This is a genomic window from Rhizobium sp. GW821-FHT14E12, assembly GCF_058803745.1.
On record NZ_JBXAPH010000001.1, the window covers coordinates 392,678 to 405,403 of the forward strand.

Annotated in this window: 13 protein-coding genes; 3 read left to right on the forward strand and 10 right to left on the reverse strand. The window is 59.9% G+C overall.

Annotated features, from left to right (window positions below; all coding sequences use genetic code 11):
* Nucleotides 1-79: 79 nt before the first annotated feature.
* The 3 genes from grxD to AC1RO0_RS02020 all read left to right on the forward strand — a co-directional run bounded on the left by grxD (nt 80) and on the right by AC1RO0_RS02020 (nt 3,082).
* Nucleotides 80-415, forward strand: coding sequence for a Grx4 family monothiol glutaredoxin (grxD, locus tag AC1RO0_RS02010; protein ID WP_498591308.1), 336 nt, complete (start codon nt 80-82; stop codon nt 413-415).
* Nucleotides 416-555: 140 nt separating this feature from the next.
* Nucleotides 556-1,788 carry a multidrug effflux MFS transporter gene (locus tag AC1RO0_RS02015; protein WP_498591309.1) on the forward strand — a complete coding sequence of 411 codons (1,233 nt, stop codon included), beginning with the start codon at nt 556-558 and terminating at the stop codon, nt 1,786-1,788.
* A 13-nt stretch (nt 1,789-1,801) separates the two neighbouring features.
* Nucleotides 1,802-3,082 (forward strand): multidrug effflux MFS transporter, encoded by a 1,281-nt coding sequence (locus AC1RO0_RS02020; protein WP_498591310.1) that lies wholly within the window; start codon nt 1,802-1,804, stop codon nt 3,080-3,082.
* Nucleotides 3,083-3,108: 26 nt separating this feature from the next.
* On the opposite strand, the gene AC1RO0_RS02025 is transcribed toward AC1RO0_RS02020, so the two are convergent.
* From AC1RO0_RS02025 to AC1RO0_RS02070, 10 genes are all read right to left on the reverse strand, one after another.
* Nucleotides 3,109-4,029: an adenylate/guanylate cyclase domain-containing protein gene (locus AC1RO0_RS02025; protein ID WP_498591311.1), complete on the reverse strand. Its 921-nt coding sequence runs from the start codon at nt 4,027-4,029 to the stop codon at nt 3,109-3,111.
* 93 nt (nt 4,030-4,122) lie between these two features.
* On the reverse strand, nt 4,123-4,947 hold the full coding sequence (locus tag AC1RO0_RS02030; RefSeq protein ID WP_498591312.1) for an inositol monophosphatase family protein: 825 nt from the start codon (nt 4,945-4,947) through the stop codon (nt 4,123-4,125).
* Between the two features lie 17 nt (nt 4,948-4,964).
* Nucleotides 4,965-5,792 carry an inositol monophosphatase family protein gene (locus tag AC1RO0_RS02035; protein ID WP_498591313.1) on the reverse strand — a complete coding sequence of 276 codons (828 nt, stop codon included), beginning with the start codon at nt 5,790-5,792 and terminating at the stop codon, nt 4,965-4,967.
* A 93-nt stretch (nt 5,793-5,885) separates the two neighbouring features.
* Entirely contained in the window at nt 5,886-6,758 is an 873-nt protein-coding gene (gene ttcA, locus AC1RO0_RS02040) for a tRNA 2-thiocytidine(32) synthetase TtcA (RefSeq protein ID WP_498591314.1), read from the reverse strand.
* A gap of 59 nt (nt 6,759-6,817) precedes the next feature.
* The gene (locus tag AC1RO0_RS02045; RefSeq protein ID WP_498591315.1) at nt 6,818-7,747 is read right to left on the reverse strand and encodes a glutaminase; all 930 of its coding nucleotides are present in this window, start codon (nt 7,745-7,747) and stop codon (nt 6,818-6,820) included.
* Between the two features lie 71 nt (nt 7,748-7,818).
* The gene (gene rpsD, locus AC1RO0_RS02050) at nt 7,819-8,436 is read right to left on the reverse strand and encodes a 30S ribosomal protein S4 (RefSeq protein ID WP_183693697.1); all 618 of its coding nucleotides are present in this window, start codon (nt 8,434-8,436) and stop codon (nt 7,819-7,821) included.
* Between the two features lie 224 nt (nt 8,437-8,660).
* Nucleotides 8,661-9,476, reverse strand: coding sequence for a nucleotidyl transferase AbiEii/AbiGii toxin family protein (locus AC1RO0_RS02055; RefSeq protein ID WP_498591316.1), 816 nt, complete (start codon nt 9,474-9,476; stop codon nt 8,661-8,663).
* Nucleotides 9,477-9,479: 3 nt separating this feature from the next.
* Nucleotides 9,480-9,815, reverse strand: a complete 336-nt coding sequence (locus AC1RO0_RS02060; RefSeq protein WP_498591317.1) for a hypothetical protein — start codon at nt 9,813-9,815, stop codon at nt 9,480-9,482.
* Nucleotides 9,816-9,886: 71 nt separating this feature from the next.
* On the reverse strand, nt 9,887-11,404 hold the full coding sequence (locus tag AC1RO0_RS02065; RefSeq protein WP_498591318.1) for a helicase HerA domain-containing protein: 1,518 nt from the start codon (nt 11,402-11,404) through the stop codon (nt 9,887-9,889).
* Nucleotides 11,405-11,542: 138 nt separating this feature from the next.
* Entirely contained in the window at nt 11,543-12,688 is a 1,146-nt protein-coding gene (locus AC1RO0_RS02070; protein ID WP_174161656.1) for an alpha-hydroxy acid oxidase, read from the reverse strand.
* Between the last annotated feature and the right edge of the window lie 38 nt (nt 12,689-12,726).

Genomic DNA, 12,726 nt, shown 5'->3' on the forward strand with positions numbered 1-12,726 from the left:
AAATCGAACCTTCTCCTTGCTATTTAAGGAAAAGATTTGGAACTGCGGACCTTGACCCCGCATGTGAAAGGACTGGAATATGAGCGGCATCAACGAATTCATCGAAAATGAAGTGAAGACCAACGATGTCGTTCTCTTCATGAAGGGCACCCCACAGTTCCCGCAATGTGGTTTCTCGGGCCAGGTGGTCCAGATCCTCGACTACATCGGCGTGGACTATAAGAGTGTCAACGTTCTGGCTGACGCGGAAATTCGCCAGGGCATCAAAGACTATTCCAATTGGCCCACGATTCCTCAGCTCTACGTGAAGGGCGAGTTCATCGGCGGCTGTGACATCGTGCGCGAAATGTTCCAGGCGGGCGAGCTGCAGCAGCATTTTCAGGAACACGGCATCAGCGTTCGCGGCGCCGCCTGACCGGTCACCGGGCACTCTCGTCCGGTTTCCATAGTCCAATTCGATTGATAAGGCGCTGTCGCTCGACAGCGCCTTGATATGTTTATGGGAATAAAACCGTGACGACTCCATCTCCAGCCATGTCCCATTGGCAGCTACCCATGGGTAAACGCGAGTTCATAGCGCTTGCGGCTTTCCTGATGGCGATCAACTCGCTGGCGATCGACATCATGCTCCCCGCCCTTCAGCAGATCGGCTCCTCCCTCGGCGTCGAAAACGAGAATCACCGTCAATATGTGGTCACCGCCTATCTGATCGGTTTCGGTTCGGCGCAGCTGTTCTATGGACCTTTGTCGGATCGATTCGGCCGCCGCCTGCCGCTGTTGATCGGCCTTGTCGTCTTCATCATCTCCGCTTTCGGCATCGCGCTCATCCCGTCCTTTGCCGGCCTGCTTGCCCTGCGCTTCATCCAGGGCCTGGGCTCGGCGGCAACGCGCGTCATCACCATTTCCATCGTTCGCGACATCTTCGGAGGCCGCCAGATGGCCGAGGTGATGTCGCTCATCATGATGGTCTTCATGATCGTTCCGGTCATTGCGCCGGGAAGCGGCCAAATCATCATGCTGGTCAGCACCTGGCACATGATCTTCGTCTTCATCGCCACCATGGCGACCCTTGTCGGCATCTGGATGTATTTCCGCCTGCCGGAAACGCTGAAACCAGAGAACATGCGGCCTCTCACTGTAAAATCCGTCGCCGCGGGTTTCGGCATGGTTCTTACGAACCGTGTCGCGCTGTGCTACACGCTCGCCAGCACCTTCCTGTTCGGCGCGCTGTTCGGCTTCATCAATTCGGCGCAACAGATCTACAGCGGCATCTATGGGCTGGGCGTCTACACGCCGGTCGCCTTTGGCGGCGTGGCGGTATTTATGGCGCTGTCATCCTTCATCAATTCGCAACTCGTCGGTCGCTTCGGCATGCGGCGGCTGTCGCATGGGGCACTCTTCGGCTTCTGCTTCGTCACCTTCATCTGGCTGATGGTGCAGCTTTACGGCCCCGCGCCAATGCCCTTCCCGCTGTTCATGGTCTTCTTCGCGCTGGCTATGTTCCAGTTCGGCCTGATCGGCTCGAACTTCAATTCGCTCGCGATGGAACCGCTCGGCCATGTCGCAGGCACCGCCTCCTCCGTACTCGGCTTCATGAGCACCGTTGGCGGCGCCTCGATCGGTGCCGGCATTGGTCAGTATTTCAACGGCACGGCAACACCGATGGTCGTCGGCTACTTCACCGTCTCGCTGATCGGCATCGTCTTCGTGCTGATTGCCGAAAAGGGACGCCTCTTCCAGCCACACAATGCGCCACCGCCGGCCGATCAATCTCTCGCCCTTCACTGACAGGCATTTTGACATGACCCCGCCCCAAGCAAAATCAGCGGAACCAACCGGCTCCGCGCGTATCGGCCTCGGCATCGTCGAATTCGTCATCATCATCGCGCTGATGACGGCGAGCATTTCGCTCGGCATCGACAGCATGCTGCCGGCCCTACCGAATATCGGCCAGTCGCTGGCGGTCGCCAATCCCAACGACACGCAGATGGTCATTGCCGTCTATTTTCTTGGCTTCGGCATCTGCCAGCTGTTCTTCGGCAGCCTGGCCGACGCCTATGGCCGGCGCAATATCCTGCTCGGCGGCCTCGCCTTCTATACGGTGGCGCTATTTGCTGCCGCCTGGAGCGGCAGCCTGACCATGCTTCTGGTACTGCGCTTCACCCAAGGCGTCGGCGCCGCGGCCGTGCGTATCACCACCCTGGCGATCGTGCGCGATTGCTTCGGCGGCCGCGAAATGGCGCGGGTGATGTCCTACGTCACCATCGTTTTCATGATCATGCCGATGGTCGCCCCTGCGGTCGGTCAGCTGATCGTCGCCTATTCGAACTGGCAGTGGATCTTTATCGCGCTCGGCATTACGAGCGCCGTTCTTCTTCTCATCGCATTCTTTCGGATGAAGGAGACGCTGCCGGACGATGAGCGTCTGCCGCTCTCCGTCGGGTCTGTCATATCCGGCTTCAAGACGGTGCTGACCAACCGCATCACCTGTGGCTACATGATCGGACTGACGCTCTATACCGCCGTTATCTGCGCCTACATCGTCTCGGTGCAGCAGGTGTTCGGCGAGGTCTATGGCCTCGGTGAGTGGTTCCCGATCGCCTTTGCCGTGACGGCGGCAGGCACTGCGGTTGCACAGTTCGCCAATGGCTATTTCGTTCGCAGCTTCGGCATGCGGCGCATCTCCCATGCCGCCATGATCATCTTCACACTGCTTGGCGCCTTCGGCTATGTCGTTGGAATGGCCGGCATGCCGAGCTTCGTATTCACCTATGTTCTGATCTCGGTGATGCTGATGATGTTTGCGGTTATCACCACAAATATCATGGCCATCAGCCTCGAGCCGATGGGCCATCTGGCGGGAACCGCCGCCTCCATTACCAGCTCGGTCTCCACCACCGGCGGCGTGCTTCTTGGCGGCATTGTCGGCCAGATGTTCAATGGCACGCCCCAGCCGCTGATCGCCGGCTTCACCATTTTCGGTGCGCTGTCCATCCTTGCGACCCTATGGGCGGAAAAAGGCAAACTCTTCACCCATCCCGGCGACAACCCGAAGCTGGAGCCCGGCATGGGTCACGTCTGATCAGGGATCTGCGGCGCGGCGGCCAATCAAATGTCGCCGCGCGGGCGCCCGAGCCAGCGCCGACCGGCGAAAATGGCCAGGCCCAGCAGTGGCCATATTGCCCAGGGCGTCCCGTGCCAGGACAGAAGGTTGATACCAATGAGGCCGACACCGATCACGCCGAAAATGGCAAGCTGAGGGTCGATCTGCCTGTTCGTCCGTGCCCATCGAAGGCCGGCCGCAAACGCAAGACCAAGCAAGGGCCATCTCGCCCAGAAATCACCGTGCCAGGTGAATGCGTTGACCACCAGCACGACAAAGGCCGCCAGCGCCAGCGAACCGTAAATCTGGGTAAATCCCGCCGCAGGTCCGCCGTTCGCCGCCGCTGGAGCCCGAACCTCGTCGCGAATACTGCGAGGCTCCGGCGAGGCACTGGCGGCCTGTGGGGCGCCGATCCGCACAGCATAGCTCGCCACGCCGCCGTCGATATTCTTGACCTCCAACTGGCCAAGAAAATCGAATCCGACAGCCACCTTGTTGCGAACCTGATCATAGACCGTATTGGAAATCACAATGCCGCCAGCCGCCGCGCAGGCCTGAAGGCGCGCGGCGATGTTGACACCATCGCCATAAAGATCGTTGCCTTCGGCAATCACGTCGCCAAGGTTGAGACCGATGCGAAATTGCATCTGCGTATCGGGATCGCTTTTCGCATTGTAGCCGGCGAGTTCATTCTGGACATCAACCGCCGCACGCAACGCCTCGACGACACTGGGAAATTCGGCGAATACCCCATCGCCCCAAGTGTTTATGACACGACCACCATGCGCTTCGATGAGCCGCGCCATCGCCTCGCGATATCGTTTGAGGGTTGCGAGCGTGCCTTCCTCGTCCTTTTGCATCAAGCGCGAATAGTCTTGCACGTCGGCACAGAAGATGGTGGTCAGCTTGCGGCTCGTCTCGGACATCGGCCTCATCCCAGTGGCAAATTCCGCCAGAGGACGGTTGCCTGTTGCGGGTGAAGATAACGCTGCGCCCGCGACTTTCCAAGAGGCACCATCTCAGACGGTGAAGACCTCTTGCCGCAGCAGATCCCACGACGGCTTGTCCACCGCAACCAACAACCCGCCGTCTAGATGATGCGGGAGATAGGGTGAGCCGTCGAAGCGCCTGACATAGGCACCCGATTCCTCGGAAATCAGCGCGCCGGCCAGATGATCCCAGGGCATCAGCTTGTTGTACATGAGATAATGAACATGGCCGCCGGCAAAGGTGCGGTATTCATGGGCGGCGCAGCGATAATTGGTGATAAAGCGCACCTTGGCGAGATTGCCCAGGATCTCGGCGCGTTTGTCCTGCGGCAGGTATCCGGTCGATGCCATGCCGACCATCTCTTCCAGCGCAACCGGCGGTGCCACGGAGAGACGCTGCGCCTCGCCATCCGGCCGACGCAGCCAGGCGCCACTGCCCTTTTCCGCCAGAACCCAATCATCGCCCATCGGGTCGAAAATAATGCCCGCCACGGTCTCGCCCTTAGAAACGACGGAGGCCATGACGCCGAATGCGGGAATGCCGGCGGCGAAATTGAACGTGCCGTCGACCGGATCGACGATGATGGCCAGATCCGCGCCCTGAAGCTTGTGAAGCAGCGCCGGATCGGCGGCGACGGACTCCTCGCCTACAAACAACGCCTCGGGCCAGAGCCGCGCCACCTCGGCCTTGATCATCCGCTCGGCCTGCTCATCCGCTTCCGTCACAAGATCGGTCGCCTCGCTCTTGGCGCGGACATCATTGCTGCCAAGCCGGCGAAAGCGCGGCAGGATTTCTGCTTTTGCCGCCTGGCGCAGTAGATCGGCAAGGGTCGTCACGTCGACGGATGATGTCATGATACTGTCCTCTCCTGTCAGGCGCCGACGATCTCGCGGCGGATGATCCGCCAGCTTTCCTCGTCCGGAGCCGAAATAATGCCGCCCGCCGTCTCGCCGGGCCGGTAGGGCGTGCCGTCAAACTTCGCCGTGAAACCACCTGCCTCCTGATGCGCGAGCACGCCGGCCAGGTGATCCCAAGGCATCAGTTTCGAGTGGCCGATGAAATGGATCCTGCCCGAGGCGACCATCCAATATTCGTAGGCCGAGCAGTTCAAGGCAAATCCCATGCGTATCTTCGCCATATTGGCGCTGATGCGGGAACGGTCCGGCTCGTCCATATGACCCCAGGAGATCAGGCCAGTCATCTCGCTCAACGGGACAGCCGGAGCGACCGCAAGGCGGCTCGCCTGCCCGTTGCGCCGCCGCAAATAGGTGCCGGCACCTTTCACCGTGGTGACGGTATCGCCGAGCACGGAATCATGAATGATGCCGGCGATCGTCTCGCCCTTGGCAACGACGGCGAGGATCGTTCCGAAGACCGGCAAGCCGGATGCGAAATTGAAGGTGCCGTCGACGGGATCGATGACAAAGGCAAGATCCGCATGGGCCAATGCCGGCACGACGGATCTGTCCGCCTCGTAGGCTTCCTCGCCGACCACGAGCGCACTGGGAAAGCGTGTTTTCAGTGCCGCCGTGATGCGCTTCTCCGTCAACAGATCAGCTTCCGTCACCAGATCGACGGCGGAGGTCTTTTCGGAAATATCGCTTGCACCGAGATTGCGGAAGCGCGGCATGATTTCAAGCGCCGCAGCCTCGGCCACGGTCGCCATCAGATAGTCGAAGTCTGGATCGGAGAGGGTCATCGATGATCTTTACAGAAAGAGGATGGCTCCCCTTATGCCCGATTCGATGACAGCCTTGTGGCAAAACCGATTAAATCGAGTGCAGGCGGCGACTTAGGGCTTGTGCGCCATCAGCGCCGCAAAATCGAAAAGCTTCGGATCGAGCAAGTGCGACGGGTTCACATGCGCCAGCGCCCGCAGCATCGTATCCTTGCGGCCGGGCATGCGGCGCTCGATATCACCAAGCATCTCCTTCATCGCATTGCGCTGCAGGCCGTCCTGCGAGCCGCAGAGATCGCAGGGAATGATCGGAAACTGCATGGCGGTGGCGAACTTGGCGAGATCGTCCTCGGCCGCATAGGCGAGCGGTCGCAGTACCATCAGATCGCCTTCGTCATTGAGAAGTTTCGCCGGCATCGAGGCCAACCGGCCGCCATGGAAGAAATTCATGAAGAAGGTCTCAAGGATATCTTCGCGGTGATGGCCAAGCACCAAGGCGTCGCACCCTTCCTCGCGGGCGATGCGATAGAGGTTGCCGCGGCGCAAGCGCGAACAGAGCGAGCAATAGGTCGCACCCGCCGGCACCTTCTCCTTCACGATGGAATAGGTGTCGCGATATTCGATGCGGTGTTCGACACCGATCTTCGTCAAATACTCCGGCAAGACATGCTTGGGGAAATTCGGCTGGCCCTGATCGAGATTGCAGGCGATCAGCTCCACCGGCAGCAGGCCGCGCCATTTGAGATCGAGCAGGATCGACAGCAGCCCGTAGGAATCCTTGCCGCCGGACACGCCGACGAGCCAGCGCTTCTGACCCTTCAGCATCTGAAAATCGTCCAGCGCCTGGCGCACCTGACGCAGCAAGCGCTTGCGCAGCTTGTTGAAGGAGACCGAACGCGGCGCATCGGCGAACAGCGGATGAGCGGCATTGCTGCCTTCTTCCGCTTCGATATCGAATTCATCCGCCACTGTCGTTGCGATATTCATCTTGTCATCCCTCAGGCCTTGCCACGCTGATAGCAGAAAGCGCAGTCAAAGACACGGTATCAATCGCCGAAGACCGACCATCCAGTACGCGCGGCAAGCATCTCCAGCGCCACCGCGCCGAGCTGCGAATTGCCGACCTTGTTCAGCCCCGGCGACCAGACCGCGATGGAGCCGATACCCGGCGCCACCGCCAAGATACCACCGCCGACGCCGCTCTTGCCGGGCAGTCCGACATGGTAGGCGAAATCCCCGGAACCGTCATAGTGGCCGCAGGTCAGCATCAGCGCATTGATACGCCGCGCCCGCTTCGGCGAAACGACGGAATGGCCCGTGATTGGATTGGTGCCGCGGGCCGCGAGATAAAGCCCCGCCTTGGCGAGCTGCTGGCAGCTCATCGACACGGCACATTGATGGAAATAGACGCCGAGCACATGTTCGACGGGATGGTCGATATTGCCGTAGGCGCGCATGAAATTGGCGAGCGCGAAATTGCGGAAGCCGGTCTGCGTCTCCGAACGCGCCACCTTGTCGTCGATGGTGATCGTTTCGTCATCGGCGACATAGCGCACGAAGCGCAAAAGCTCGCCGATCGCCTCACGCGGCGCATGGCCAGACAATACGACGTCACTGACCGCGATCGCGCCGGCATTGACGAAGGGATTGCGCGGGATGCCCTCTTCGCGCTCGAGCTGAACGATGGAGTTGAACGCCGTTCCGGAGGGCTCGCGGCCAACCCTGTTCCAAAGGCTCTCGCCCACCTTGCCGAGCGCCAGCGTCAGCATGAAGACCTTGGAAATGCTCTGGATGGAAAAGGGCACATCGGCGTGACCGACACTGTGGATATTGCCATCCACCGTCGCGATCGCCATGCCGAACTGGTTCGGATCGACCTTGGCAAGCTCGGGAATATAGTCCGCAACCTTGCCCTCACCGAGACGCTGCGAAAGCTCAGCATGGATGCCGTCGAGAATTGCCTGCAAATCCGCCATCGTGATCTCCGGAAAGAAAAAAGCCGCCCAGAAGGAGCGGCTTTTCCATTCGTAAGAAAGATATCCGCTGATTAACGCGAATAGAATTCGACGACCAGCTGCGGTTCCATGACGACTGCGTACGGTACGTCAGCGAGGGTCGGAACGCGGGCGAAGGTCGCAACCATCTTGTTGTGGTCGGCTTCGATGTAGTCCGGAACGTCGCGTTCAGCCAGCGAAACCGCTTCCAGAACGATCACGAGCTGCTTCGACTTTTCGCGAACTTCGATAACGTCGCCAGCCTTGCAGCGGTAGGAACCGATGTTGACGCGAACGCCGTTAACCGTGACGTGGCCATGGTTGACGAACTGGCGGGCAGCGAAAACGGTCGGAACGAACTTAGCGCGGTAGACGATCGCGTCGAGACGCGATTCGAGCAGGCCGATCAGGTTTTCCGAAGTGTCGCCCTTGCGGCGGTTGGCTTCGTCGAAGGTGGCGCGGAACTGCTTTTCACGCAGGTCGCCGTAGTAGCCCTTCAGCTTCTGCTTGGCGCGCAGCTGCACGCCGAAGTCCGAAAGCTTGCCCTTGCGGCGCTGGCCGTGCTGGCCCGGGCCGTATTCGCGACGGTTAACCGGGGACTTCGGACGACCCCAGATATTTTCGCCCATACGGCGGTCAATTTTGTACTTGGACGATTCGCGCTTGCTCATCGCATTTCCTTTCAAAGTGTTTTAGCGGCTTGTTGCCAAACCGCGAAGGAAACACGCCCTCCTCTGAACTCCGTTTTCGAGCTCTGACAGGTTCCTCACGTTAGCGAACGGAGGAGCCACGGGACATGTCAGTGAAACACCGGACATTTCTGCCCGGCGTTGGCGCGGTCTGTAAGGGGTCGTCATGAAATTGTCAACAGCGGGAAGCCTGGTTTTAGGCCGCGCTATTTGTCAGACACCCATTCCTCCGGCACATTCGGCAGCGACGGCATCAAATCAGGCTCGGATGTCGCCTTTCGAAACTCTATGCCAGCCTCGTTCAACGCCGATATCTGAACGGGCATACCTCTGGCATTGACCACAAGCAGGCCGACAATATCAGCCGGTGCAGATCGAATATAACTCTCCGCTCGATCGAGCACTTCAACCAGTGCTTCTCTGAGAACGGCAGCCGTGAAATCGATCGGAAGACCTTTCACGGAATTATACTCATCCGTCGAAACCGACAGCCCTCTTCGCCGAATTTCATCGATTATCTTGATGGGAGAATAATGCGGCGGCTTCCCCGACGCGGCCATAATAACCGCACCGAGCGGAGACAGCCTTTCATCGATCATCACCAAGTCGACGAAATCCCGTGGCTTGGTTCTCGTCGATGCCGCCAGGACTTTATTGACGGCTAGATCTGCCGGATGAAGCCTCGCTCCCCATTCCTCATCGCGAACAAGTGGAAAGAAACGGGTTCGCGATTCGCTCATCCATTGGATGAGCGTAGTCTCATACGCCTTGGAAACCTCAGCTTCGACACAGCCGTAGACATTCACCTCAATAGAGACACGGAAACCGTCGCCCTTGAGGGTTTCCATATCACGGTCCGCTGTGGGACCGATTTCCTCGTCGGTATCCTGAAAAATATCAATATCGTCGGAAAGGCGGGGCCAATTCATATTCAAGACAAGCCCACCGGCGACATAGCTCGTTTCCGAGCGGTTCTTCGCAATGGAAGCCATAATCTCTTTTTGTAGATTCGTGAGCGCCATCGCCTATTGTCCGATCTCGCTCAGCATACGCCGCCCCATCACAAAAGCACGCGCATCGCCACGCTCCATCAAGGCGTCAGCCACCACTTTCGATTTTTGCGCCAGGTCCGGAAGTCGACCCAAGTCGATATTGTCCAATAGGCGAACGCCATAACGGGCAAGCGCTTCGTCAAGATTCTGCTGAAGACGCTCTCTCTTTTGCCGGTGTTCAGCACGCATCTCGGTGGCTTGCGATAGGATATCATTGCGACGGGCAACCGGAACCAGAACCTCCACCCTCACAAGGTCGGACGCTCCTCCACTTTCCCTATATCGCTGAATTCTCTCGCGTACGGCCACTACGTTATCTCCGGTGAGAGACAAATATAGGCGTATCCCGGATACGGGTCAACGACCGCCACTAATGACAGCTATTCGGCCGCCGCCTGCTCGCCGCCCTCGACATCTGGCGCATTGGCATCGCCCGGTGCGGTCTGGCTGCCGATATCCGGAAAGGCGACGATGCGCTTGCCGGAGAAATCGGTGTGGACGACCACGCTGCCCTGCTCTTCGAAATAACTGAGCAGGCGACGGGCGCGGCGGGCGGAGTGGGTGCCGTAGGCGCGGGCGATGCGGGCGTCGGATGGGCATGGCTCGCCGCAGATGGCCGCCTTGGCGAGCATCAGGAACACACCTTGCAGATCGTCGGTAACGCCAGAGGAAAGCGACATGGCCGTGGCCCAGGCCTCCGTCGCCATCGTCGCCTCGTCTGCGCCGGAGCGCACGATCGCCACGCGGCGGCGGAATTCCGACAGCGCCATCGGCACCCCCGGCACGCGGCGCATGCGCAGTCGCACGAGAAATTCCTGATAGAGCACTGAATCCGTACGGAAACCGGAGGCGGGATCATCGAGGATCTCAGAGAGTACGGCGCCTACCCGCGCCTCGCGATCTTCTGTCGACAGTTCCGGCTGGCTCGCCCTCGGCTCGGCCGGGGTCGTACTGGCGGCGGGTGTCGAGCGGGAAAGTTCGGCCAGAATGTCCGTCGTTGGGCGCGGCGCGGGCGTGGTGCGGCGAACGACCGGCCTTGAGAATTCCTCAGGGTCCGGCGTGAAGATCAGATCCTCGACATCCTGCGGCGCATCCGGCAGCGGCATCAGCTTGGGGCTGGAGGAGCGTGCCGAGGTTTCGACATTGCCGATGGTAATCGGCAGCGGCCGGCGCGACAGAGCCGGGCCGAGTGCGACGAAATTGCCGCGCTTCAAGTCACGGAACATCTCCGCCTGCCGGCGATCCATGCCGAGCAGGTCGGCGGCGCGCGCCATGTCGATATCGAGAAAGGTGCGGCCCATCAGGAAATTCGAGGCTTCGGCGGCAACGTTCTTGGCGAGCTTCGCCAGGCGCTGTGTGGCAATCACGCCGGCAAGACCGCGTTTACGGCCGCGGCACATCAGATTGGTCATGGCGCCGAGCGACATCTTGCGCGCATCTTCCGAGACATCGCCGCCGACCGACGGCGCGAACATCTGCGCTTCGTCGACAACGACCAGCACCGGATACCAATATTCGCGCTCGGCATCGAACATGCCGTTGAGAAAGGCGGCGGCGGCGCGCATCTGCTGCTCGATATCAAGTCCTTCCAGCGTCAGGACGCAGGAGACGCGATGCTGACGGATACGGTTGGCGATACCCGCAAGCTCAGCCTCGGTGCGCTCGCCATCAACAACGACATGGCCGAACTTGTCGGCCAGCGTGACGAAGTCGCCTTCTGGATCGATGATGACCTGCTGCACCCACTGCGCGGATTGCTCCAGCAGACGCCGCAAAAGATGTGATTTTCCGGAACCGGAATTGCCCTGTACGAGCAGGCGGGTTGCCAACAGTTCCTCGATATCGAGTTGGGCGCTGGTCCCGCCGGACGCCGTTCCCATGTCGATGCCGACCTGCAATGCAATACCCCTTTGACAAGACTCAGATGTGGAAGCGCCCATCTTTCAGAAACGGAGCGCCCCCGTCTATCAAAGATTTCTGCGGCTTACGCGAACGGATTTCAGAAACCCACAGGGGAATGCGATCCGGCCGCCCGTCTACCGGAAACGCAGGTTGGCGCGCGAGAGCTGATCGACGGTCGTGCAGCCCATGAGCTTCATGCCGCGTTCTATCTCCGTGCGAAGCATGCCGAGCGCACGCTCCACACCCGGTTGGCCCGCAGCCGCCAAAGGATAGAGATAAAAGCGTCCGACACCGACGGCCTTGGCTCCGAGCGACAGCGCCTTCAGAACATGCGTCCCGCGCTGAATGCCGCCATCCATCATCACGTCGATCCGATCGCCGACCGCATCTACGATCTCAGCCAGCTGATCGAAGGCCGAGCGCGAGCCGTCCAGTTGCCGCCCGCCATGGTTCGAGAGCACGATGCCCGTGCATCCGATCTCGACGGCGCGCTTGGCATCCTCCACGGACATCACGCCCTTGAGGCAGAATTGCCCACCCCAATGCCGTACCATTTCGGCGACATCGTCCCAATTCATCGACGGATCGAGCATTTCGGTGAAATACTTGCCGATCGACATCGCCCCGCCGCTCATGTCCACATGCTCGTCGAGCTGCGGCAGACGGAATTTCTCGTGAGTGACGTAGTTCAAGCCCCATGCCGGCTTCATGGCAAATTGCGCTAGGCCAGCAAGGTTGAGTTTGAAGGGAATGGAGAAACCGGTGCGCAGGTCGCGCTCGCGGTTGCCGCCGGTAATGCTGTCGACGGTCAACATCATCACATTGACGCCGGCATCCTTCGCCCGCTGCATCATAGCGCGGTTGAGACCACGATCCTTATGGAAATAGAACTGATAGACCTGCGGCCCCTGATGCTTCTTGCGCACCTCTTCGAGGCTGACCGTACCAAGCGAAGAGACGCCGAACATGGTGCCCATGGAAGACGCCGCGGCCGCAACCGCGTTTTCGCCCTGGTGGTGGAAGAGCCGCTGCAGGGCCGTCGGCGAGCAGTAAAACGGCGTCGCCAGCTTCTGTCCCATCACCGTGACGGACATGTCCACGCTGCTGACGCCGCGCAGGACATTGGGAACCAGATCGCAATTTTCGAAACTAGCCGTATTCCGGCGAAGCGTCACCTCGTCGTCGGCTGCACCATCGATATAGTTGAAGATCGGACCCGGAAGACGGCTTTTCGCCAAGGCGCGGAAATCATGGAAGTTATAGCAGTCAGTGAGACGCATGATTTGCCTCGACAATGAAACTGCAACGCTTTTCAAAA